General features: G+C 56.7%; 21 protein-coding genes. 9 read left to right on the forward strand and 12 right to left on the reverse strand.

Going from position 1 to position 22,568, the window contains the following annotated elements:
* Positions 1-44: 44 nt before the first annotated feature.
* Positions 45-692 (forward strand): anti-sigma factor family protein, encoded by a 648-nt coding sequence (locus tag VPK24_RS16790; RefSeq protein ID WP_393015096.1) that lies wholly within the window; start codon positions 45-47, stop codon positions 690-692.
* 496 nt (positions 693-1,188) lie between these two features.
* A complete protein-coding gene (locus VPK24_RS16795) occupies positions 1,189-1,728 on the forward strand; it encodes a COP23 domain-containing protein (RefSeq protein ID WP_099534975.1) in 540 nt (179 codons plus the stop codon).
* 111 nt (positions 1,729-1,839) lie between these two features.
* Here the strand turns inward: VPK24_RS16795 and tatC are convergent, their stop codons facing one another.
* Positions 1,840-2,637: a twin-arginine translocase subunit TatC gene (gene tatC / locus VPK24_RS16800; RefSeq protein ID WP_099534976.1), complete on the reverse strand. Its 798-nt coding sequence runs from the start codon at positions 2,635-2,637 to the stop codon at positions 1,840-1,842.
* Between the two features lie 136 nt (positions 2,638-2,773).
* Here tatC and VPK24_RS16805 point away from each other — a divergent pair, with 136 nt between their 5' ends.
* On the forward strand, positions 2,774-3,859 hold the full coding sequence (locus VPK24_RS16805; protein WP_099534977.1) for an ABC transporter permease: 1,086 nt from the start codon (positions 2,774-2,776) through the stop codon (positions 3,857-3,859).
* 27 nt (positions 3,860-3,886) lie between these two features.
* Here VPK24_RS16805 and VPK24_RS16810 read toward each other — a convergent pair whose 3' ends face one another.
* The gene (locus tag VPK24_RS16810) at positions 3,887-4,474 is read right to left on the reverse strand and encodes a PAP/fibrillin family protein (protein WP_393015099.1); all 588 of its coding nucleotides are present in this window, start codon (positions 4,472-4,474) and stop codon (positions 3,887-3,889) included.
* A gap of 151 nt (positions 4,475-4,625) precedes the next feature.
* On the opposite strand from VPK24_RS16810, the gene VPK24_RS16815 reads away from it, so the two are divergent.
* The 5 genes from VPK24_RS16815 (at position 4,626) to VPK24_RS16835 (ending at position 7,156) form a co-directional block, all read left to right on the forward strand.
* Positions 4,626-4,859: a DUF3134 domain-containing protein gene (locus VPK24_RS16815; protein ID WP_234407086.1), complete on the forward strand. Its 234-nt coding sequence runs from the start codon at positions 4,626-4,628 to the stop codon at positions 4,857-4,859.
* Positions 4,860-5,016: 157 nt separating this feature from the next.
* Complete coding sequence (gene rpmI, locus VPK24_RS16820) at positions 5,017-5,214, forward strand: 50S ribosomal protein L35 (RefSeq protein WP_099534979.1); 198 nt, start codon at positions 5,017-5,019, stop codon at positions 5,212-5,214.
* Positions 5,215-5,340: 126 nt separating this feature from the next.
* Positions 5,341-5,700: a 50S ribosomal protein L20 gene (rplT, locus tag VPK24_RS16825; protein WP_099534980.1), complete on the forward strand. Its 360-nt coding sequence runs from the start codon at positions 5,341-5,343 to the stop codon at positions 5,698-5,700.
* A gap of 265 nt (positions 5,701-5,965) precedes the next feature.
* Positions 5,966-6,484, forward strand: a complete 519-nt coding sequence (locus VPK24_RS16830) for a tetratricopeptide repeat protein (protein WP_393015102.1) — start codon at positions 5,966-5,968, stop codon at positions 6,482-6,484.
* 174 nt (positions 6,485-6,658) lie between these two features.
* The gene (locus VPK24_RS16835) at positions 6,659-7,156 is read left to right on the forward strand and encodes a DUF937 domain-containing protein (RefSeq protein ID WP_393015103.1); all 498 of its coding nucleotides are present in this window, start codon (positions 6,659-6,661) and stop codon (positions 7,154-7,156) included.
* Between the two features lie 60 nt (positions 7,157-7,216).
* On the opposite strand, the gene VPK24_RS16840 is transcribed toward VPK24_RS16835, so the two are convergent.
* The 8 genes from VPK24_RS16840 to VPK24_RS16875 all read right to left on the reverse strand — a co-directional run bounded on the left by VPK24_RS16840 (position 7,217) and on the right by VPK24_RS16875 (position 18,465).
* A complete protein-coding gene (locus VPK24_RS16840; RefSeq protein ID WP_393015105.1) occupies positions 7,217-9,304 on the reverse strand; it encodes a thioredoxin domain-containing protein in 2,088 nt (695 codons plus the stop codon).
* A gap of 76 nt (positions 9,305-9,380) precedes the next feature.
* Entirely contained in the window at positions 9,381-9,725 is a 345-nt protein-coding gene (locus VPK24_RS16845) for a DMT family protein (protein ID WP_393015107.1), read from the reverse strand.
* Positions 9,726-9,801: 76 nt separating this feature from the next.
* Entirely contained in the window at positions 9,802-10,653 is an 852-nt protein-coding gene (locus VPK24_RS16850) for a peptidase (protein WP_393015108.1), read from the reverse strand.
* Positions 10,654-10,666: 13 nt separating this feature from the next.
* Positions 10,667-10,897 carry a preprotein translocase subunit SecG gene (secG, locus tag VPK24_RS16855; RefSeq protein ID WP_099534985.1) on the reverse strand — a complete coding sequence of 77 codons (231 nt, stop codon included), beginning with the start codon at positions 10,895-10,897 and terminating at the stop codon, positions 10,667-10,669.
* Positions 10,898-10,978: 81 nt separating this feature from the next.
* Positions 10,979-12,577: a 2,3-bisphosphoglycerate-independent phosphoglycerate mutase gene (gpmI, locus tag VPK24_RS16860; protein WP_393015110.1), complete on the reverse strand. Its 1,599-nt coding sequence runs from the start codon at positions 12,575-12,577 to the stop codon at positions 10,979-10,981.
* Between the two features lie 107 nt (positions 12,578-12,684).
* Positions 12,685-14,415, reverse strand: a complete 1,731-nt coding sequence (locus VPK24_RS16865; RefSeq protein WP_393015111.1) for an ABC transporter ATP-binding protein — start codon at positions 14,413-14,415, stop codon at positions 12,685-12,687.
* An 849-nt stretch (positions 14,416-15,264) separates the two neighbouring features.
* Entirely contained in the window at positions 15,265-16,845 is a 1,581-nt protein-coding gene (serA, locus tag VPK24_RS16870; RefSeq protein WP_393015113.1) for a phosphoglycerate dehydrogenase, read from the reverse strand.
* A 219-nt stretch (positions 16,846-17,064) separates the two neighbouring features.
* Positions 17,065-18,465, reverse strand: a complete 1,401-nt coding sequence (locus tag VPK24_RS16875) for an aldehyde dehydrogenase family protein (RefSeq protein ID WP_393015115.1) — start codon at positions 18,463-18,465, stop codon at positions 17,065-17,067.
* A 61-nt stretch (positions 18,466-18,526) separates the two neighbouring features.
* On the opposite strand from VPK24_RS16875, the gene VPK24_RS16880 reads away from it, so the two are divergent.
* A complete protein-coding gene (locus VPK24_RS16880) occupies positions 18,527-19,936 on the forward strand; it encodes an FGGY-family carbohydrate kinase (RefSeq protein ID WP_393015117.1) in 1,410 nt (469 codons plus the stop codon).
* A gap of 36 nt (positions 19,937-19,972) precedes the next feature.
* On the opposite strand, the gene VPK24_RS16885 is transcribed toward VPK24_RS16880, so the two are convergent.
* Entirely contained in the window at positions 19,973-21,406 is a 1,434-nt protein-coding gene (locus VPK24_RS16885; protein WP_393015119.1) for a cytochrome P450, read from the reverse strand.
* A gap of 103 nt (positions 21,407-21,509) precedes the next feature.
* The gene (locus tag VPK24_RS16890; protein ID WP_393015120.1) at positions 21,510-22,502 is read right to left on the reverse strand and encodes a methyltransferase domain-containing protein; all 993 of its coding nucleotides are present in this window, start codon (positions 22,500-22,502) and stop codon (positions 21,510-21,512) included.
* Between the last annotated feature and the right edge of the window lie 66 nt (positions 22,503-22,568).

The raw sequence follows: 22,568 nt of genomic DNA on the forward strand, positions 1-22,568 counted from the left end.
GCGAGTGCTGTTGTGATTGGTTTGTTAAGGGCTGTGGTGCTGCTATGACTTCTGAAATGCGTCCCCATGGACAAGACCCTGATTGGTCCGAAGCGTTCTGGTCTCGGGTTGCGGCATCGGATTCTGATCGCAGCCTCAACCAAGACCTAGACGGCGATCGCCTAGAGCGGGATTACCTCGACCCAGGCTCCGATCCTGCGATTACGGAATCTTGGGGTTCGGGTTCTCCCATTGGCCTTGAGCAGTTTGAGTTGCTCAGTGCTTATCTCGATGATGAAGTCACCCCTGAAGAGCGACAGCAGGTTGAGGCCTGGTTGGCTACGGACTCAGCGGTGCAACAGGTTTTTAGAACGATGGGTGGTTTGAGCCGATCAATCACTCAAATTCCGGTGCCCGCTGCAGCCCCGATCGAGCAAACCGTGCAAGGCGTGTTGGCCAAGCTCGATCGCCGGAAACAGCGCCTGCAATGGGTTGGTGGCTCCGCGATCGCGGCGGTGGTGACGGCGGCCTTGGCTTCCATCAGCACGGGCTGGCAGGAACCAAGCTGGCAAATGGCGAGCTATCGATCGACTCCTGAGCAGTCCCTGGCCTTGTCTAGCCAATCGCCAACGCTGGCCCCCACGGAGCCGGCCGCTTCGCCCACTGGTCAAACGCCGCGATCGGTGGTCGATCGTGCCCTGATCATCGAATAAGCGGCTCAAACTGAGCAGTTCTCGGATCGGCATTGCGCCCCTGTGGTGTTTTGCCGATTCTTTTGATTAAGTTGCTGCCTCGCTTTGCGCAAGCGTCGATCGCGCTGAGGATCAGTGACCATGCGCCCCTGTCTTTGGGATTTTGAGACCCCAGGTTGGAGATCCCTGGGAGCTTTTTGAGGGGTTAGCACGTCTGAGGAACTATCGACGAAGTACCGTTCAGGCGGTGCCGCTCTTGCAGTGCTGTTCTTGAGAGTGCTGTTCCTGAGAGCGCTGTTCTTGAGAGTGCCGAAATTCGCTCCCCTTTCAGGCAATAGACCGCAGCCATTGCGCTTTGTAAGCTATTCCAATGTGCTGACCTGATTTCAAAGGGTTGCGAGGGTTGCGGTTGTCCATTCGCTCCACAGACTTGAATTCCCGAATATTCCTCGGTATACAGTCAAACTTAACGCCAAGTCATCTTCAAAGTACGGGGTTTCAGACCCAGGAGTTTTCGATGAAGTCAGCTATGAAATGGGCGATCGCTGGTTTGGTGGCCCTCAACCTGCCTTGGATGACCGCCGAAACTGCCAGAGCCGGTGCCATTAAATCCTTAGCCTCCTTCCAATGCCAACAGGTCAATGGCTATTACGCCACAGTGGCTGTTCAGCGAAATGGGCGCACAGCTCCGGTCATTGCCTGGACGAGTGAAGAATTTAGCGATGCGGGCTACACCCCCCAGCGCCGTTGTGGCGAAGTCACCAGCCGGTTGAACGGCGTGCTGCGAGAGAACGGTAATCGCCTCAGTAATATCTACTTAACCGTTGGACGGGTGAATAGCCACACGGTGGTTTGTAGTGTGGGCAACATGCGATCGGGCTGCAATCGCAACAATGTGCTCTTTACCCTCAGCCAAACCAACCGCCGATCGAACGATCCCCGTGAAGTGTTGGAGCGACTGTTCAACACGCGCGTTCTCAGCAGCGGCAACCCGGTACAAGAATCGGGTGGCCAACCCTATGTGAACTTGGAAAGTTTGGTGAATCAGCTTTTTTAGGTCGCTTTTTTAGGTCGCTTTTTTTAGGCTCCTTGCAGGATGGGCGGCCCTCAATATGGGGCGCAGGGGAAATGCCCTGCCATGATCAACCATCCAGATCAACCACCCCGATTAACGACCCAGCAAGCGCAACACCCCAACACCACTGAAATACAAGCCAAGGACTGCGCCGCTCAAGAGTCCCTGGGTCAGGGGATCAGTGGAGGGAGTCAGCACCGCGCCCAGGATCACCGCGCCCAACAACACGTAGCGCCATCCCGCCAGCATTTGCCCCGAGGAAACCACTCCCAATAAACCCAGCATCACTTGCAAAACGGGTATTTGGAAGGTGAGGGCCGTGCTGAAGAGCAAAAGCAGCACAAATTTAAAGTATTTCTCGATCGACCAAGCCTGTTCGACCACATCGCCGCCATAGCTCACGAAGAAGTTGAGGGCCGCTGGCACAAGGGCTTGGTAACCAAACACTAGGCCCATGATGAACAGGACGCTGGATCCCACAACGGCGGGCAGCACTAACCGCCGCTCGCGCCGGGTGAGGCCGGGCAGAACGAACTGAATAATCTGGTAAAGGATATAGGGGGTTGCCAGCAGCAAACCCGAGTAGCCAGTGACCTCGATCGAGACAAAGAAAAATTCACCGGGTGTCAGTTGCAGGAACTTCACCCCATTGGCCGGTGCTTCCAACAGCCGCACGATCGGCCGGACAAAGACGAAGCAAACGCCCATCGCCAGCACCACCACCCCCAAGGCCGCAAAGAGGCGCGATCGCAACTCCTCTAGGTGCTCAAAAAGGGACATTTCCACTTCATCGGGCAGCTCATCATTGGGGTCGATCGGGTCGATCGGCTCGGGCGACGGCATGGCCGGCGGGGTGATGTGGGGCTGGTCGAGGTCAGAGGAAGCGGTCATAGGGGAAGGAAAAATGGGGCGATCGAGGCGGTGAGGCTGGGCAGCGCCGGACGGCCGGGAAAACCCGCTGGGGCTGGTCAGTTAAGATTGGTCAGCACAGATTCATTTCTTAACATTCTAAGGGGCCTCCGTAACGATGAAATGGTGGCAAAAGCTGAAGGGAAGTCCGCTGGCACGCTGGGGCGCGATCGTGCTCGGATTGCTTTACACCGTTGCCCTGTTTGCGGAGTTTGTGGCTCCCTATGACCCCTACAGCGTCCAAGCGCAAGGGGCCCTGCTGCCACCCACGGTGATTCATTGGCAAGATCAGGCTGGGCAGTTTTTGGGGCCCCATGTTTATCCCACAACGCTGGGGGCAACGGATTTGCAGACGGGCGATCGCCCTTTGCGGGTGGATCGATCGCAGCCTTCTCGACTGCGACTGCTAACCACGGGCCCTGAATACCGGCTTTGGGGATTGATCCCCGCTCGGTGGCATCTATTTGGCACCGATGGGCCCGGGCGCTGGAATGTGTTAGGAACCGATGAGCAAGGGCGTGATCAGTTCAGTCGCTTGGTCTATGGCAGCCGCATCAGCCTCAGCATTGGACTGGTGGGAATTGCGATTTCTTTCCCGATCGGGCTGTTGGTTGGCGGCATTTCCGGCTACTTTGGCGGCTGGATTGACAGCACAATCATGCGGCTCACGGAAGTGCTGATGACCATTCCGGGCATTTACCTGTTGGTGGCTTTGGCTGCCGTCTTGCCCCCCGGCCTGAGCAGTGCCCAGCGGTTCTTCTTGATTGTGGCCATCACATCATTCATCAGTTGGTCGGGACTGGCACGAGTGATTCGCGGCCAAGTGTTGTCCATTAAGGAGCGGCCTTTTGTGCAGGCGGCCCGAGCCATGGGGGCAGGTACCCTCAGGATTGTGGTGTTACATGTGTTGCCCCAAACGGCCACTTACACGATTATTTCCGCAACTTTGGCCGTGCCGAGTTTCATTGTGGCGGAATCGGTGTTGAGCTTGGTGGGGCTGGGGATTCAGCAGCCAGATCCTTCCTGGGGCAATCTGTTGTCTTTGGGAACCAATGCTTCGATTTTGACGTTGCAGCCTTGGTTGGTTTGGCCCCCGGCGATCGCGGTGGTGCTGACGGTGCTGTCCTTTAATCTGTTGGGTGATGGGCTACGGGATGCTTTGGATCCGCGCAGCACGGAGCGATCGAGCCGCTTGAGTGAATAGCGGTTGATTAACTCTTGGGGTAAAAACCTAGACTCGCCGCAGCACAAACACACTCCCTTCATTGCCCCGACCAATTCGCAAGTCATCATCCAAATAGGTCACGTCTAACCACCCCTGTTGCTGGACAGGGTTCAGGGTGAAATTCAGCGATCGAAACTGATCGCCCTGTTCAGCCCGATCGACCCAATCGGTAATTTGGCGATAGTTCGCTAACCGCTGGGAACCCACCACAATTCGCTGAAAACGCACCGCCACCCGCACCGCCGACAAAGCCTCAAACCGGGCCGCCACCGCCACATAGCCCTCCAGCCAAGGGAAGTTGTTGTTGAGTTCCGCCAAGTTATAGATTGTTTGTCGATCGGGGCGAATGCATTGATAAATCGCGCCCAAATTGGCAATCGGGGGGCGATTAATACCCAATAGTTCTCGACTGGTGGTGTAAAGCAGTTGCCAATCGCCCGCGAGCTTGGCCGGCTGCTCGATCGGGCAGGGGGTTGGATTGCGCTCCTCCAGCCGCGTGATCAGCGCCAAAATAGCCGCCTTGTCAGAGGTCGTGGTTTTTAAACCCAAGTTTTGACCCACCAGGGCCGCAAGCAAATCTGATTTTCCCAGCATGATGAATTCAACAATCCAGTAGGACGCGGCGGAGCGATCGTGGCACACTTGACAGGGGAGGCCTCTTGTGGAAACACTAGGGTTCGCTTCCAGCCCAACAGGCACAATCCCCTATCAACCATATCGCTAGCAACCTATCCCTAAACTATTGATGAACACTCCTGCTTTGCGTGAAGAACCGCGCCGTGCTCGTGCGGGCGTGATCCCGGCCCAAACCAACGCTTCGATCTTGGACTGGCTGGAATCATCAGGTCGGCTGCGCGATCGCGATGAACGGGACTTTGAGTACAACGAGCGCGACGAAGAAATCGCCGATATGCTCGTGGGCGAAGAAACGGGCTACGAGCTGGATGACGACGACGACATGGCCAGCGACGAACCCTAGACCCTGTTACTCTTCAACCAATTAGCGCGATCGACCTCGGAGGCTTCATTGTCCCCAGCGCCCCCTTGACCGCACAGGTCGATCATTTACGCAATGGGGCTAGCAGTGATAGGATTTGAAATCGCGCCAACCAAGCGCCCAACCCCGAGGTAAGTCCATGCCTAAACTCAAAACTCGCAAAGCTGCCGCCAAGCGCTTTCGCAAGACCGGTAGCGGTAAATTTGCCCGCCGGAGCGCCCTGCGTAGCCACCTTCTAGAAAAGAAGAGCGCTGTTCGTAAGCGTCGTTTGGCCGGTGCAGCTCTGGTGCACGAGCGCGATGCAGACAACGTGCAACTCATGTTGCCTTATCTCTAAGGACGAAATCCTCGCAGCTTTTGCCCGGGGAACATGTCAATGCTAGTTGCCGCTATCTCGATCGGCGCTTCCCCGCTTTTCTCTGTTTTTTCTGTATTGCTTTAGTTTCAAGCAAAGTCAACCCCTATGGCACGTGTTAAGCGCGGCAATGTTGCTCGCAAACGCCGCAAAAAGATTCTGAAGCTCGCCAAGGGCTTCCGTGGTTCCCATTCGCGTCTGTTCCGCACCGCTAACCAGCAGGTGATGAAGGCCCTGCGGAGCGCCTATCGCGATCGCCGCCGCCGCAAGCGCGATTTTCGTCGTCTGTGGATTGCACGGATCAACGCTGCTGCTCGGATCAATGGCACGAGCTATAGCCAATTGGTGGGCAACCTGAAGAAGGCTGATATTCTGTTGAACCGGAAAATGCTGGCCCAGTTGGCTGTTCTGGATCCTGAAGTGTTTGGCAAGGTGGCCGAAGCTGCCAAGGCAAAAGCTGCGGGCTAAGGGTGCGATCGCTTGGTTTTGCGAATCAATTCAGCCGATGGGTGCAGCTTAATTCAGCACTTCGTTCAGCAAAATGATGGCGATGGCCAGTGGTGCTCAGGCGTGATAGCAACATCAATCCTTCTGGATAGTGAGGGCGCGGGCGATCGCGCCCTTTACTATTGATGTGGTGCTATTGATGTAGCCGCTGGTCAACGACAAGCCCTAGCAATTTCAATTTTTTTAATTAACGAGTCACCCTTTCAATTCCCTTGCTTTAATCCCTATGGAAGACTCAGTTGGTATTGTCTATATTTCAATTTTGGTGGGGCTGCTATCGATCGTGGCCTTTTTTGTACTGCGTCAGGTGTTCAAAACTCGTCGCCTAGAAAGTACCCTCAGCCGCTTGCAAAAAGCCGCCAGCAGCGGGGAAGCAGGTGCTCAGGCGTTTTATGAACTGGGCAGTATTTACATGGATAAAAAAATGTATGGCCAGGCGATCGAGCAATTCCAGCGATCGCTCAAGAAAGGTGAAGAAGAATCCACCGATAACTTGGCCATTGTTTACAACGCCTTGGGATTTGCTTACATAGCCCAAGAGCAGTTTGACTTGGCCATTCGGCAATACAAAGAAGCCGTCAAGCTCAACAGTGGCTACGTGACCGCCTGGAATAACTTGGGATTTGCCTACGAGAAGAAACAGTTGGTGAAGCAAGCCTTGGAAGCCTATGAGGCAGCCTTGGCAGCCGATCCCAAAAATGGTGTGGCTAAGCGCCGTCTGGAGTCATTGCAAAAGCGCGCATAAAATCAACAGCAGGGGCAAGGATTCCGCAGACCTTGCCCTTGTTTGTTTTTGTCGCGATGGAGTTAATCAACGGCTGTTGATGGAAATCAAAGCCTGGGAATTAACACCTGGGAATTAACACCTGGGAATTAACGCCTGCTTGCGATCTTGATTGGAAAACTTGAGGATTCGACCATGTTGGATATGTTGTCTTCGCTGCTGAAAAATCCTGCTCTGGCCGGTGGTTCAGGGGACTTGGGAGCCATGTTGCAAACCTTCCAAGCCATCAGCAGCCAAGGGGGATTGGACTTGGCGAACACCCAAGCAGTGATGGGAAGTGTGGCGAAATATTTGAAAGGGGGCTTGCAGGCTAACCAGGCGGCCAATGGTTTTGAGCAAACCCAAGCGTTGGTTGATCAATTGGGCGGTACGGAACCCAATGCGGCGGCGATCGGGGCGTTTCTGAATCAACCCCAAGTGGAACAAATGCTGGGGGAAATTGAGGCCCGCACAGGGCTGCCCGCCGGGTCGATCGAACCAATTTTGCCGATGGCAGTGCCCCTGATGCTGAACTTTTTAAAGTCCAATGAGCAAGGCAATTCGCTCCTTAGTGGCTATTTAGATAGCGACGGAGACGGGGATATTGATATGTCGGATTTGATGAGCTTGGCGATGAAATACCTGAGTCGCTAGGGCTGGTTTGATCGCTTGTAGGAGCACTGGCATCTCTGGCCGGGATGAACCGCCACAAGCCTACCCCTGGCATTGCTTCAGCAAAGACCAGAGTTGAGCTTGATCCGTGGCGGCAGGCAGGCAGGTTAGCCCTTTGCAAACCAGGGCGATCGCCCCTTGCGGTAATTGCTGATCCAACCGCAAAACCGTAGTTGGCAAATATTGCTGGGCCAAGAGGGCCAGGGTTTCCGCCTTGGCCCGCACCAGCACGGGCCGCTGGAACTGATCCAAGGCTGCCAGCAAACTGGGACAAGCGCGGGGGTGCTCGTTTAAGAAACGATGGAAACTGCGGAAGCCCTGTTCAGCGAGATCGAGATAGGTCAAATTTTCCGTGAGCAGGGCCAGGCGTACCAAGTTGCCCAGGGCTGTGCCGTTGGCGGCGGGGGTGGCGTTGTCGATGATGCTCCGCTCGCGAATGATTAAATCCGGGCGATCGTCCGCGTTGAAATATCCGCCATGATCGACATCCCACAGGTGCTGATCAAATTCCGCCTGAAGTTGGGTCGCCAAGGCCAGCCACTGATCCGCCTCTGAGGGAGCAATTTGCCCCGTGGCGATCAGGGCCGTTGCGGCCTGGTGCAGTTCCAGCAGGCTGCGGATTACTTCGGCATAGTCTTCCGCTTGGGCCCCGATCGCCGGTTGTCCGTCGTAGTTCAGCCGATAGAAGCGATCGCCCGAACCGTGATGAGTTTGCAAAAAGCGGGCCGCTCCGGCAGCTAGCTGGTAGGCGGGCAAGTCCTGAAACACGGCGGCCACCCGGGCCAACCCGGCAATCATCAGACCATTCCAAGCGGTGATCGCTTTGGTGTCGGTGACAGCGGGAATGCGACCGGGCCAAGCGACGGTTTTGGCCTCGGTGGCGTTGCGAGCGGGTGGAAATTGGGCCAACTGGGCGCGGGGCTGGCCGTAACGTACTGTGAACAGGCGATCGAGCACCTCTGTCACCCTATCCGGCAAGGTTCCGCCCGATCGCCGCTGCAACACATTCACACCCTCAAAGTTGCCCGGCACTGAAACCGTGAACTGTTCCACCAATGCCGAGAGGGCTTCTGGTTCCAACAAAGATTCCAGCTCATCCCAGCCCCAAACGTAAAATGCACCTTCTTCCGGTTCCGCCGCAGCGGGATCGGTGAAGCTGTCGGCATCTTGGGCCGCATAGAAGCCACCATCGGGATTGGTCATTTCACGGCGGAGCCAGTCGATCGCCCCAAAAATTCCCGATCGTAGGGAGGGATCTTGGGCCCCCGCACTCCACAGATTCGCCAAAAACTCCACGATTTGCCCATTGTCGTAGAGCATTTTTTCAAAATGGGGCACTGTCCAGGTGGGATCAACGGTGTAGCGATGAAAGCCGCCGCCCACATGGTCGTTGATGCCGCCCAGGGCCAGGGCGACCCCCCGTTGCAAACTGGGGCGCAGGGCTTCTGGAATTTGGTCGCTCCAAGGCTCGGGACTGGTGACCCGATAGCCCCGCAACACAAAATCCGCATAGGGAATCATTGGAAACCGATTGCTCGATCGCCCTTCGGCCAAAACCGCTGCATTTTCCTGCCAACCTTGCTCAACCAAGGTGCGATCGAACAAGTTGGCCCCCGTAGCCAAATCCACTGTTGGTTGCAGGGCCGCCAGAATTTGCCCCTTAATTTGGGCCACTTGCTCCGGCTGTTGGTCGTAGTGATCGCGCAGCGCTTGCAACAATTGCAAAAATCCTGGCCGGCCATAGCGCGGCTCCACCGGAAAATAGGTTCCCCCATAAAACGGCACTAAATCGTAGGGATCCAGCCAAATATTCAGCGGCCAGCCCCCTTGGGTAATCATCATTTGCAGCGCTTGCATATAAATGCTGTCGATGTCGGGGCGCTCTTCCCGATCGACCTTAATGGGCAAGAAATTCGCATTCAGGTAATCCGCGATCGCTGGATCTGAAAAGGCCTCACCCTCCATCACCGTGCACCAATGGCAACTGGAATAGCCAATGGACAAAAAAATCGGTTTATTTTCTTGTTTCGCTTGGGCAAGGGCTTCCTCACACCAAGGCCACCAGTCAATGGGATTATTCGCGTGTTTTTGTAGATATAAACTCTGGCTACTGGCAAGGCGATTAGGCATGATGATTTAGGCGACTGGGATTGGCTAAATTTGAACGGTTAAGTTTCGGTGGCGACGATTTTAAGATTTTGTTTGCTTAAGATTTGGTTTGATCACTAAAAATCAAATAAGCAGCACCCGCCAGCAACATAGCAGCTAGAAAGTAATTGCGTGTCACGGGAACTTTCATATACCAAACGCTAAATCCAGCAAACACCACCATCGTAATAACCTCCTGCAAAACCTTGAGTTGCGGTAGATTAAAGTATTGCGTGCCCAGGCGATTGGCAGGTACTTGAAAACAATATTCTAGAAAGGCGATCAGCCAACTTACGACAATTGCAATCCACAGGGGTGCAGTCTTCAAATCTTTTAAATGACCATACCAAGCAAAGGTCATAAAAATATTGGAAATCATCAATAAGCCAATGAGGTTCCACATAGCCAGAAGGGTTTAACACCATTCAGAAGAGATGGGATTCTAAGCAGGACTGAGCGCATTTTGACTGGCGATCGCCCTAGTTTAATGGCCAACCGAGGCGGGTGGGTTGCTCATAGATTTTTACTAGGGTGTTCAGATCCCGATCGGAAATGGGGGGCGGATTGGCTACGGCGGCGGCATAAAGCGCGTCTTGGGGATTAGGACTGTGGCCCCAAATCCCCAGGGCATGGCCCAACTCATGGCGAGCCGTGCCCAGCAGTTGAGCAAACGCGCGATCGCCCCGCAACAGCATCGTAAATCGGTGGGCCAGTCGGGGGCGATCGCCCCGCAGATCCCAATAGAACTCATAGGTGGTGCGGGCGTTGGCGGCTCGGGGCAAACCGGCCGCATTGCGCAGGGTGGGATTGCCCAGGGCGATGGTGATGTCGGCCGGGGTCGAATCCCCAGCGTCCAGCAGTTGCAGCGATAAATAGGGTTGCCAATCGGCGATCGCCTGGGTCACGGCCTTGCGCCAAGCTGCCGCGCGGGGCGGTGTGGGGGCAAGGGCAACGGTGATCGGAAACTGCGACCAAATTAGGTGACCCACGATCGAGGGTTCAATTTGATCGAAGTAATCTGAACCAAAGGAATTTGGGTCAAGGTCATCCCCGGCCCCGTTACGCGGCGGAACAAGTCTTGATTGGGCCGCCGGGCGATCGCGCCACTGTTGCAAACGGGCCGGCAACGGGTGTACCTGGGGCGGTGGTAGTTGGGAGAGCAGGGCCGGCGGTGGTTCCGTTGCTTGGGCGATCGAGTCACCCCCTCGATCGGCTAGCCCCCAAATCCCCAGACCACTCCAGACCCAACCGCCCAAAACACAGCAGAGCGCGATCGCCCCATAGACCATCGCGCTCTGCCATCGTTGTCGGTTGCGGGACACCCCACCCATTGGGCGATCGCCCCTAACCCTTCAGCCAGCCAGCACTCAGCACCACCGCCAAACCCATGAACACCAAGGCCAGCGTCCAGGTAATGCGATTTAGCGTGGCTTCCGCGCTCTTGGTGCTCGAAAACAGTTGAGCTTGGCCGCCAATGCCGCCGAGACCGTCGCCCTTGGGGCTGTGCAACAGCACAAACACCACCAAACCGAGGGCAGACAGGGCCCAGATTATTTCCAAAATCGTGGTCAACATAGGAAACGCAGGATTGTACCCAGCAATAGCGGAATCAACATTTTACGGCCGGATGGCGACCCCCTAGCGGTCTCCGTTGGTCTAAACGCCTACCGTAACCGGCGTGCGGTTCAACTTGGCTTCATAGGCCGCCGGAGCTACGATCGACTTGCCCGTCATTTCAGAGGGCTGGGGCAAATTCAGCAATTGCAGAATCGTCGGCGCAATATCCGCCAAGCAACCATCATCCCGCAACTGAACATCACAGCCATGGCCGACCACCTTTCGACGCTCCCCTTCCACCACGATGAATGGGACACGGTTGGTGGTGTGGGCCGTCCAGGGATTACCCGCCTCATCGAACATGTATTCCGCATTTCCGTGGTCAGCGGTGATCAGCACCGTGCCGCCCACCTTGGAGACCGCCGTCAACACCCGGCCCAAACAGCGATCGACCGTTTCAATGGCCTGAATGGCCGCTTCCATCTGTCCGGTATGGCCCACCATGTCCGGATTGGCATAGTTCACCACCACCAAGGAGTAGACCTCCTTTTGAATGGCGGAAACCACCGCATCGGTCACCGCGTCCGCAGACATGGCCGGCGCGCGATCATAGGTTGGCACCATCGGACTCGGGATCAGCACCCGATCTTCCCCTTCAAAGGGGTCTTCCAAACCACCATTGAAGAAGTAGGTGACATGGGCATATTTTTCCGTTTCGGCGGCTCGAAACTGGCGAAGGCGATGATTCGCCAACACCTCACCCAAAATGTTTTTCAGATCCTGCGGTGCAAAGGCCACGGCCACGGGTAGCTCGGGATCATATTGGGTGAAGGTGACGAAATGGATCGGTTGCACCAGTTTGCGCTCAAACCCATCAAATTGAGGATCCATGAACGCTTGGGTGAGCTGCCGCGCCCGATCGGGACGGAAATTGAAGAAAATTACGCCGTCTTGGGCCGCCACGGCCCCCGGAGCTACCCGCACCGGCAGAATGAACTCATCAAAAACCTTTTCCGCGTAAGAGTCCTGAAGGATCTGCACGGGCGATCGCCCATCCACTTCACCCTCTGTGGCCATCACCTGGTAGGCCTTTTGCACCCGATCCCAGCGGCGATCGCGATCCATCGCGTAGTAGCGCCCGGAAACCGTCGTGATTTGACCCACCCCCGCGTCATCAATCAGCCCTTGCAGTCGAGTCAGAAACTCAATGCCACTGTTGGGCTGGGTGTCGCGACCATCGGTGATGGCGTGAATACAGACTTCCGTGATTCCCTGTTGCGTTGCCAGCTTCAGCAACCCGGCCACATGATCCAAATGAGAATGCACACCCCCATCGGAACAAAGGCCAATCAGATGGAGCTTGCCGCCACTGGCTTTAACCTGCTGACAGGTGGCGACCAGGGCAGGATTGCTCAAAATTGAATCGTCTTCAACGGCATCGGAAATACGAACCAACTCTTGGGGCACAATCCGACCCGCACCAATGTTCAGGTGGCCCACTTCGGAGTTACCCATTTGCCCCTCGGGCAGTCCAACCGCCTTACCTGATGTGCGGATCAGTGTGTGGGGATAGGCTGCCCAAAGGCTATCAACGATCGGGGTTTTCGCTTCGGCAATCGCATTACCGTTGCGATCTTCGCGGTAGCCCCAGCCGTCAAGAATGATCAGCACGACAGGGGAGACAGTTGACTCCACCATACTCTGATTGCTCTTCATATTTGCTTAATTTTCCCGCCATAATAGCACCGAGATTTAACCTATAAGCCTGGGATGGTTTGTGGTGCATCCCAGACGTTACAAGGTATTTACAAACCGGTGTTTGCTTTTTTCGCGTCCTGCTTGGCCTGTTGCTTTTCGCGCTCTTTCTCGCGCTTGGCGGCTGCTTTGTCCGCCTTCTCTTGGGCAATGGCTGCCAACTTTGCTTGCTCTTGTTCCTCGGCAATTTTGTCGAGATAGTAGCGATAGTTGCCCTGATAAACGCGCAGTTCGCCTTCACGAACTTCCACAATTTTGTTGGCAACTTGCGAAATAAAGTATCGATCGTGCGACACGATCAAGGCAGTGCCATCGAATTGCGTCAGGGCTGATTCGAGGGTTTCTTTTGCAGGAATGTCCAAGTGGTTGGTTGGCTCGTCCAAAATCAGCAGATTAACGGGCTGAACGAGCATTTTGGCAAGGGCTAAACGCGCCTTTTCGCCCCCACTCAAGGATTCAACTTTCTTGAGAACCGCTTCGCCACTGAACAGGAAACGGCCCAAGAGGCTGCGCACCTCTTCCTCTTTCCAGTCTGGGGCTTCGTCCCGCAGGGTGTCAATGACGGTTTTGTGTAAATCCAGGGCTTCGGCTTGGTTTTGCTCAAAATACCCGGGGATCACGTTGTGTTGACCAATTTGGGCAGTTCCCTCGGTGGGGGCTTCCCGACCCATGATCATGCGCAACAGGGTGGATTTACCGCAACCATTGGGCCCAAGGAAGGCGATCCGATCGCCCCGTTCCACGGTCAAGTTCGCACCCAGGAACAGGATCTTATCGGCCCAAGCGTGGGTCAGGTCTTCAATTTTGACCACCTCGCGACCGCTGCGCGGGGCGGGCGGAAACCGAAACCGCAGGGTGCGCACATCGGCCACGGGAGCTTCGAGGCGCTCCACTTTTTCCAGTTGTTTTTCGCGGCTCTTGGCTTGGGTGCTGCGGGTGGCGCTGGCCCGGAACCGATCGACAAAGGCCTGTTGCTTGTCTAGTTCCTTTTGCTGGCGATCATAGGCCGCCTGGAGGGCGCTGCGATTTTCTTCTTTTTGGGCCAGGTACTGGGAATAGTTACCCAAGTAGGTGGTGGATACACCGCGCTCGGTTTCCACAATTGTGGTGCAGAGCCGATCAAGAAATTCTCGGTCATGGGAAATCAGCACCAGCGGTTTGCCCAGTTGCTTCAGGTAGCCTTCTAACCACTCGATCGACTCGAGATCCAAGTGGTTGGTCGGCTCGTCCAACAGCAACAGATCCGGCTCTTGCAGCATCACCTTGCCCAAGCAGATCCGCATTTGCCAGCCGCCACTGAAGGAGCTGACCAGCCGATCGCCATCGTCCGGCTCAAACCCCAACTCCGGCAACAGGCGATCGACCCGGGCTTCTAGACCATAGCCATCCAGGGCTTCAAACCGGCGTTGTAGGTGGTCGAGATCGCGCAGCAAGGCTTCTAGGCGATCGGGATCCGCCGCGCCCATCTCGTTTTGCACCTGGTGCATTTGATCCTGCACCTCGCAAGCTTCCGTGAAAGCCGAGAACAGTTCTTCGCGCACCGTGCGGCAAGGATCCACATCAAACTCTTGGTTGAGATAACCAATGCGCAAATCAGCCGGGCGAATAATTTGCCCGGCCGTTGGCTCAATCTCACCCATGATGATTTTGAGTTGGGTGGATTTACCTGCCCCATTCACACCAACTAACCCAACCCGATCGCCGGGCTTGACCTCCCAGCTCACATCCCGCAGGACTTGGCCCGTTGGGTAAATTTTTTGGATGCGTTCCAAACGCAGCACGTTTGCCTCCCGGTTTCAGGTTTGCTGGTCGTTAACGTGGTTGAACTGGTTGAGCTTCAAACTGAAGGGAATCTTAGACCAATGCACGAAAGCGTAAAAGCCTTGAGCGTGAAACTCCCTTCGGTAGTTGTTCCGGCTTGAGGCTCATACCACAGTGAAATGATTGGGATCGATCGGGCGATCGAAGCCAAATGGGTATAGGACAGCTTGCCAACGTTATGGATCGCGCTTAATCGGTTATCCGGTTTTGCCGTTGCTCCGACCAATTGCCGACCCCTTTTAGGTTTTATCCAGCTAGACTCAGCCAGACTCGGTGAGCAGCATCAATAAAGATGCGACCAGCAAACTGTTGTCTTTGTAACAAAACTTAGGCCGTATGGTAGCAGGGTCAGGCCCGATCGCCTAGTTTTTTTGTCAGGGAGTGACCATTAATTTTGCTCATAGGCTGACTCATGGGTTAGCCCATCGGTCTACTTATCAGCCGATTTTTGTTATCAGCCGATTTTTGCGCAAGAAAAAACCTCGAGCTGGGCCAGCCAGCAATCGAGGTTTCAATCGGGGTGCATCTACATGGAGTGGTTTTCAGCCCTCCAGTCATTAGCTCCGGATAGTTTTTCAGCAAAGAAGCCTAGGGCGTGTCGTCAAATCGCCTGAAACCCTGCTTCCACCGTTGTCAGATCGTGGGGGACAAGGGGCTTAAGCCCCTTGTTACGACGATTGGGGCATGAAAAATCAACCGTTGTTGTCTGATCTCAGGAAATGACGACAGGCCTTAGGATCCGTCGTCATTTCCACCGCCGTAGGGGTTGGGTTTCCCAACCCTAATCTGAACCCTAATCTGAGCGATCGCTAAAGCACCACCGTGAAGGCATCGCGGATGCCCGGAACCTTCACAATCTCTTCGAGCAAGCCATCGGGCAGCAGATCATCAATGCTCAGCACCATCACCGCATCGCCACGCACAATCTTGCGGCCCACCTGCATACTGGCGATGTTCACATTGAAGCTCCCCAGCAGCGAACCAATTTTCCCAATGATCCCCGGCATATCCCGGTGCTTGGTCAGCAGCATGTAGCGGGTGGGGGTGACGTTAATCGGGAAATCGTCAATTCCGGTGATGTGAATTTCCCCGTCACTCAGCAGGGTGGCCGTGGCCGAGTGCTCGCCCAACGAACCCACCGCCGACAGGTGCAGCGAGCCGGTGTAGTCCCGAACGGAAGAATCGCGAGTTTCAATCACCCGGATGCCCCGCTCCTTGGCTTCAATGCTGGCGTTAACATAGTTCACCCGTTCCCTCAGGGCCTGGGATAGCAAGCCTTTCAGGGCTGCGATCGTGATGGGTTTGCTGTCTTTTTCCGCCAATTCCCCTTGCAGGCGCACCGTCAGGGATTCCACCCGACCACCAGCCAGTTGGCTCACCAAAGTGCCCAGGGTTTCCGCCAACTTCAGGTAGGGCCGCAGTTGCTCCATCACATCGGGATAAAGACCCGGAATGTTCACGGCCGATCGCGCTGGCAGCCCCAACAGCACATCGCGGATTTGCTCCGCCACGTCGATCGCCACGTTCACCTGGGCCTCCTCCGTGGAAGCACCCAAGTGCGGAGTCAACACCACTTCTTTACCCAAGCTCTTCAGGGGCGAATCCCCCAGCGGCTCATCCACAAACACATCGAGGGCCGCGCCGCCAATCCGATTTTCCTTCAGGGCTTCGTAGAGCGCTTGCTCGTCGATGATGCCGCCCCGGGCGCAGTTAATGATCCGCACCGTGGGCTTCATCTTCGCCAGGGCTTCAGCATTAATCAGGTTGGCCGTTTCCGGCGTTTTCGGCATGTGCAGGGTGATGAAATCCGACTCACGGAACAGCAAGTCCAAATCCACCAAGCGACAACCCAACTGCTCGGCGCGTTCCTTGGAAATGAAGGGATCATAGGCCAGCAGCTTCATGCCCATGGCCTTGGCGCAGGAGGCCACATGGGAGCCAATTTTGCCCAAGCCCAAAACCCCGAGCGTCTTTTTGTAAACTTCCACGCCCGTGAAGTTCTTGCGATCCCAGTTGCCGGACTTGGTGGATTCGTTGGCAGCGGGGATGTAGCGCGACATGGACAGCATCATGGCCAGGGCGTGCTCGGCGGCGGCGATCGTGTTGCCTTCCGGCGAGTTCACAACCACAACCCCTTGGCGGGTGGCGGCGGGCACATCCACGTTATCGACTCCGACCCCAGCGCGGCCAACAATTTTCAGGCTTTGGCCGGCTTCGATCACACGGGCAGTGACGCGGGTACCCGATCGAATCATGAGCGCGTCATATTCACCGATGATTTGCACCAGCTCATCTTCGGGCAGGCCGGTGCGGACATCGACTTGGGCCACTTGCGACAGAATGTCGAGGCCGGCTTTGTCGATCGGGTCGGAGACAAGTACCTTCGGCATGGGGCGAGTGTGCGGTTGGCAGATAGGAAAGGTCTAGTTCGCTGCGGGTTGACGAAGCGAGGGGTTGGCCCAAAGTTGCCAGCCAAAATCGCGACAAATCACTGAGGATCTGCGATTGGGTGATTTAGGAGCGGGTTGGGCTAACTTGCAGCATCCTATTCTACAGGGGGTGATCACGATCACGATCGCCCCTAATGTTTCTTTGGGCTTAAGGAACGGTTAAGACCGCAATCGCGACAGCCAGGATAATTTGCTGTCGTCGTAGGGCGGATAGCGCATCGGAAATTCCGGCTGGGCCGATCGCCACAGGTGGCTGCGCTGATAGGAAAATAGCTCAAACCCAGCCCGGCCGTGATAGCGCCCCATGCCGCTGGCTCCCACGCCGCCGAAGGGCAAATCGGGCACGGTGGCTTGCACCAACAGATCGTTCACACAAAGGGATCCCGAGGTGGTTTCCCGGCCGATCGCTCGGCTAATGGTGCGATCGTTGGCAAACACATAGCAAGCCAAGGGATGGGGCCGGGCGTTGATTTGGGCGATCGCCCCGTCCAGGTGGTCATAGGCCAACACCGGCAAAATGGGCCCAAAAATCTCCTCTTGCATCACGGGATCGCTCCACTGCACCGCCGCCAACAGGGTTGGGGCCAAGTAGCGTTGCCTCGGATCCGCATCTCCGCCGATCACCACCTGACCCGAACCGGGAATCAACCGCAACAGCCGTTCTAGGTGATAGTCATTGGCAATACGGGCAAAATCCGGGCTGAGGCTGGGGGTGGGGCCAAAGAAGTCAGCAATGGCTCCTTGGGCCAACGCCAGAAACTCCGCTTCCCGATCGCGCGGCACTAACACATAGTCAGGAGCCAAGCAGCTTTGTCCTGCGTTGAAAAATTTGCCCCAAACGATTCGCCGGGCCGCGATCGGGAAGTCGGCCGAGCGATCGAGAATGCAAGGATTTTTGCCCCCCAGTTCCAGGGTGACCGGTGTGAGTCGCTGGGCTGCGTAGGCCATCACCACCTTGGCCACCGTGGGGCCACCCGTATAAAAAATATGATCGAAGGGTTCTTCCAACAGGGCTTGGCTGACCTGAATTCCCCCTTCCGCCACCGCCACATACATCGGGTCAAAGGCCCGGCGAATTAAATCCGCGATCGCCCGGGAGCTTTGGGGGGCAACCTCTGAGGGCTTAATCACTGCGCAGTTGCCCGCCGCGATCGCCCCCACCAGCGGCCCCAGGGTCAACTGTACCGGATAGTTCCAGGCCCCCATGATCAACACCACGCCCAACGGCTCCCGCTGCACCTTGGCTCGACCGGGCCAGAGGGTGAAGGGCAACCCGACCGATCGAGGCTTGGTCCAACTCCGCAGATGTTTGAGGGCGTGGTCAATTTCCAGCAGGCAAAATTCCAACTCCGCCAGCACCGCTTCAAAGGGAGGTTTGCCCAAATCCACCTGCAAGGCCCGCAGGAGCTGATCCTGTTGTTCTTCAATGGCCCGACGCAGATCTTGAAGCCGCCGCAGCCGATAATCCACATCGCGGGTGTAGCCCAACTTAAAAAAGTCGTGCTGGGTTTTCACCAATTCCTGGGGCGAGGTGGCAGAAGGCGCGATCGGCTGAGGCATAGGAGCAAAATTGGGCAAAGGCAGCAATCAAGCTTCAACTTAACGCACTAGCAGTTAACCGTTGATTAACCCACTAGGAGCCACGAGTATGGATTGGGGCCGCGATCAACGATGGGGCAATCAGTTGGCCATGGGCATTGACTTTGGAACCTCCGGGGCCCGAGCCATGGTGATCGATCGACAGGGAGCCGTAGTGGCCCAGGCACAGGTGCGCACATCGGGGACGGAATCGGGGAGTGCAGCCGATTGGCTGGCGCAATTGACGGCTCTGCTGGCGGATTTGCCCCGATCGGTGCGGCAACAAACGGGGGCGATCGCCATCAATGGCACTTCGGGAACCGTGCTGCTGTGCGATCGCCAGGGTCATCCCCTGAGCGATCCTCTCGCCTACGATGACGATCGGGGCCAATCCGTTTTGCCCCAAATTGCCGCGATCGCCCCGGCAGATCACGTCACCCACAGTGCCACCTCCAGCCTAGCCAAGCTGCTATGGTGGCGAGCTACGCAATATGGCGGTCAGTGGCCCACGGTGGATCCGCCCCAATTGCTCCATCAAGCGGATTGGCTCGGGGCCCAACTGCACGGTCAATTCGGCATCACGGACTATCACAACGCACTGAAGTTGGGTGGCGACCCCATCCGCCAAACCTATCCCCAATGGTTGCGCCGTTTGGATATTGGGCCATCGCTGCCCAAGATTGCACAACCGGGCCAGGCGGTCGGAACCATTTTGCCCCTGTGGGCCGATCGCTGGGATTTCCCGATCGATTGCCAAATTTGCACCGGCACCACCGATAGCATTGCGGCATTTTTGGCCAGCGGAGTCCAGGAACCCGGCCAGGCGGTCACGTCCTTGGGGTCTACCCTGGCGATCAAATTACTGAGCGAGCAGCCCGTGGCCGATCGCGCTCATGGGGTTTATAGTCACTTTCTGGGGCGATCGTTAATGGCCCGCTTGGCCATAGACCACTTGGCCCCTGGGGGTGGCAACGCGACTGCTAGCCCCCCCTTCGTCGATCGCTGGTTGGTGGGCGGAGCTTCCAATGCTGGCGGCCGGGTGTTGCGGCACTTCTTTTCTGACCAAGAGTTACAGCGGCTCACTGCCCAAATTGATCCCCAGCAGCCCAGTCCCCTCGACTATTACCCCCTGCTGGAACCGGGCGATCGCTTCCCCATTTGCGATCCCCATCTGCCACCACGCCTCACGCCCCGACCGGCGGATCCCGCAGCATTTTTGCAGGGCATTTTGGAAGGACTAGCCCGGATTGAAGCCCAAGGCTATCAGTTACTTCAGCAATTGGGAGCCAGCCCGCTGCAATCGGTGCAGACGGCCGGCGGCGGGGCAAAAAATGATGCTTGGACGGCCATTCGATCGCGCCATTTAGGTTGCCCCGTGCGATCGGCGAAGCAGACCGAAGCGGCCTATGGCACAGCCTGGCTTGCTTGGGCCGGCTTGCTTGGGCCCGCTTGATCGCGGCCCCACAATTCACCGCCCGATTGATTAGCCCTAGGCCACCGTTTGGGGTGTGGACGCTGGGGCAGGGGCCACCCGATCGCGCCGGGTCATCCGCAATCGCAGCGGCCCATTGGGCCCCACGGTCACCCCTCGGCGAGCCGGGCGGGGAGGCAACACCCCGGCATAGGCCACCGACCAGTCCATCAGCAGCGTTGCCAACACCAGTTTCATTTCAAACTGAGCAAAGGCCATGCCAATGCAGCTTCGGTTGCCACCACCAAAGGTCAAAAATTCCGAATTGGTGAACGATCGCTCCAAAAATCGTTCGGGTTGGAACTGGGTTGGGTTGGGATACAAATCCGGCCGACGATGAGCGCTGTAAATGTTGGGCGAGACAATGGCCCCAGCGGGATAGTCATAGCGCCCGATCGTCGTGGGCTTCAGCAAGCGGCGCGGACTGCCGATCAGGGCCACGGGATAAATGCGCAAAGTTTCCTGGCAAAAAGCGTTCAGGTAGGGCAGTTTGGCGATCGCCATCGGTTCCGGATCCGGCCCCAGTTCGGCAATTTCCGCCCGAATTCGCTCGCCCATGGCCGGAAACTGCGTCACCCACCACAGGGCCCAAGCCAAGGACGTGGCGGTGGTTTCATGGCCAGCCAGCAGCAGGGTCATTAATTCGTCGCGAATTTCCTCATCGCTCATGGGCTGGCCCGCTTCATCACGAGCCGCCAACAACAAACTCAAAATATCGGTGCGATCGCTCGGCCCCCGATTGGTGGCTGGGTTCGGTTGAGCAGCGTCCTGTTGAGCTTGGACTTGCTCAGCGCGGCGATCGGCAATTTCCCCATAGAGCAAGACATCAAGCTGATTCCGTAACCTCAGAAAATAGCCCCAAGGACTCCAGGGCCCCCAATCCCGTTGCAAGGACGGCAAAAACAACAGGCTAGAAGTGAGGGGCGATCCCAACAAGTCCAGAATTTTGGCTGCCAAAACTTGGATTTGGCCATAGCGATCGCCGTCCACCAGCCCAAACACCGCTTTCAGGATGGTTTTCAGCGTAATGACTTGGGTTACCTTGCGCCCAGCAATGACCTTTTGCGATCCCCAATCCGCCGCCTGTTGGCGGGTTAAGTCACAAATCAGCCGCCCATAGACTGTCATGCGTTCGCCATGGAACGGCGGCAACAGCAACTTGCGATGGCGACGGTGGGGATTACCATCCAACAACAGCAGGGAATTGAGACCCACCAGCGGCTCCAGCAGATAATTCATGGAACCGCTTTCGACGTGGTTGGGATCCAGGGAAAACACATCCGCGATCGCCTCTGGATCCGCCACGAGGGTCATTCGCAACCCGGTGACCAGTCCCAGGGAAAACGTTGATCCCCATCGATCGGTGCATTGATCCAGAAAAGTCAGCGGATCAAACAGCCAGCGAAACAGTTGCCACCCGGCGGGACTCGGCACAGGATTGGGAAAAAGCATGACTTGCAAGGAACGTCAGATTGGGCGATCGATTTGAGCGATCAACTTGGGCGATCGATTGGGGCGATCAACTTGAGCGATCAACTTGAGCGAGCCTTTTGCCCTAACGAGTGGTGGCAGCCGTGGCCGGTTGAGCCGAAACCGGAGCCGCCGCCCGCACCGCTCGGAACATGCCAAACCGACAAAGCCCGGCCCCAAAGGCCAAACGCATCAGCAGCAAGGTGGGCACTTCCCGCAAAGACTTCACCAAGCCCGGAACACCAAACTTGATCAGGCCGGCGGGTCTGGCTACCCCTTGCCAGATGGAGTCAAGCCAAGAGGGCAAGGTTTCAGGAGTCCAGTCAGCCGTCATCACATCGCCATCCGTGAGACCCGTGGCGGCCAAGTCTTCGGCAAAGCCTTCAATGCTGGCGAAGGCCGGGTGGGCCCATTGCTCCAGCAGTTGTTTCATGACGGGGCGCTCCCAACCGTTGAGGGGCACTTGCCGATCGTCCCGCTGGTTCCAGTCAGCCACCACCAGAATTCCGCCGGGTTTGAGCACTCGCAGCAGTTCCTTGGCGAAAACGGCCTTGTCGGGCATGTGGGGCCCTGCTTCGATCGACCAAACCACATCAAAGCTGGCATCGGGAAACGACAGGGCCATGGCATCATCCACCGCGAATTGCGCTGCCACATCCGGCGGGGTCAAGGATTGGGCCCGGGCCACCTGCTGGGGACTGATCGTAATGCCTGTGACCTGGAAACCATAGTCTTTGGCCAGAATGCGACTGCTGCCGCCAATGCCACAGCCCACATCCAGCAGGGTTGCGCTGGCTGGCAGGCGATCGAGCTGGCCCCAACGCACCATTTCATGGACAAAATCCGCTTTGGCCGCCAAAAAGTCCTTGCGGCGCGGGGGAGAGCCATAGTGACCCAAATGGATATGCTCACCCCAATAGAATTCCAAAATGCCGTCTGTGGTCCACTCGTCATAGGCGTTGGCGACGGAGTTGGCGGACTGGTACTTCCGAGGAGACCACAAATACAACGCCAGACCCAAAAGGGGCAAACCAACGAACAGGCAAAGGACGATCGGGAGGGATAGGGGCAGGGTCATGGCAAAGGCAACCAAGCGGTCATGAAGCAATGGACAGGATCATCGAGTTGGGCTGTTGATTACCCC

Source organism: Limnothrix redekei LRLZ20PSL1, from assembly GCF_043235035.1.
Taxonomy (GTDB): Bacteria; Cyanobacteriota; Cyanobacteriia; order CACIAM-69d; family CACIAM-69d; genus CACIAM-69d.

Coding starts and splice junctions, on each gene's coding strand:
- VPK24_RS16790 (WP_393015096.1), top strand. CDS start 45: ATGACTTCTGAAATGCGTCCCCATGGACAAGACCCTGATTGGTCCGAA.
- VPK24_RS16795 (WP_099534975.1), top strand. CDS start 1,189: ATGAAGTCAGCTATGAAATGGGCGATCGCTGGTTTGGTGGCCCTCAAC.
- tatC (WP_099534976.1), bottom strand. CDS start 2,637: ATGACCGCTTCCTCTGACCTCGACCAGCCCCACATCACCCCGCCGGCC.
- VPK24_RS16805 (WP_099534977.1), top strand. CDS start 2,774: ATGAAATGGTGGCAAAAGCTGAAGGGAAGTCCGCTGGCACGCTGGGGC.
- VPK24_RS16810 (WP_393015099.1), bottom strand. CDS start 4,474: ATGCTGGGAAAATCAGATTTGCTTGCGGCCCTGGTGGGTCAAAACTTG.
- VPK24_RS16815 (WP_234407086.1), top strand. CDS start 4,626: ATGAACACTCCTGCTTTGCGTGAAGAACCGCGCCGTGCTCGTGCGGGC.
- rpmI (WP_099534979.1), top strand. CDS start 5,017: ATGCCTAAACTCAAAACTCGCAAAGCTGCCGCCAAGCGCTTTCGCAAG.
- rplT (WP_099534980.1), top strand. CDS start 5,341: ATGGCACGTGTTAAGCGCGGCAATGTTGCTCGCAAACGCCGCAAAAAG.
- VPK24_RS16830 (WP_393015102.1), top strand. CDS start 5,966: ATGGAAGACTCAGTTGGTATTGTCTATATTTCAATTTTGGTGGGGCTG.
- VPK24_RS16835 (WP_393015103.1), top strand. CDS start 6,659: ATGTTGGATATGTTGTCTTCGCTGCTGAAAAATCCTGCTCTGGCCGGT.
- VPK24_RS16840 (WP_393015105.1), bottom strand. CDS start 9,304: ATGCCTAATCGCCTTGCCAGTAGCCAGAGTTTATATCTACAAAAACAC.
- VPK24_RS16845 (WP_393015107.1), bottom strand. CDS start 9,725: ATGTGGAACCTCATTGGCTTATTGATGATTTCCAATATTTTTATGACC.
- VPK24_RS16850 (WP_393015108.1), bottom strand. CDS start 10,653: ATGGGTGGGGTGTCCCGCAACCGACAACGATGGCAGAGCGCGATGGTC.
- secG (WP_099534985.1), bottom strand. CDS start 10,897: ATGTTGACCACGATTTTGGAAATAATCTGGGCCCTGTCTGCCCTCGGT.
- gpmI (WP_393015110.1), bottom strand. CDS start 12,577: ATGGTGGAGTCAACTGTCTCCCCTGTCGTGCTGATCATTCTTGACGGC.
- serA (WP_393015113.1), bottom strand. CDS start 16,845: ATGCCGAAGGTACTTGTCTCCGACCCGATCGACAAAGCCGGCCTCGAC.
- VPK24_RS16875 (WP_393015115.1), bottom strand. CDS start 18,465: ATGCCTCAGCCGATCGCGCCTTCTGCCACCTCGCCCCAGGAATTGGTG.
- VPK24_RS16885 (WP_393015119.1), bottom strand. CDS start 21,406: ATGCTTTTTCCCAATCCTGTGCCGAGTCCCGCCGGGTGGCAACTGTTT.
- VPK24_RS16890 (WP_393015120.1), bottom strand. CDS start 22,502: ATGACCCTGCCCCTATCCCTCCCGATCGTCCTTTGCCTGTTCGTTGGT.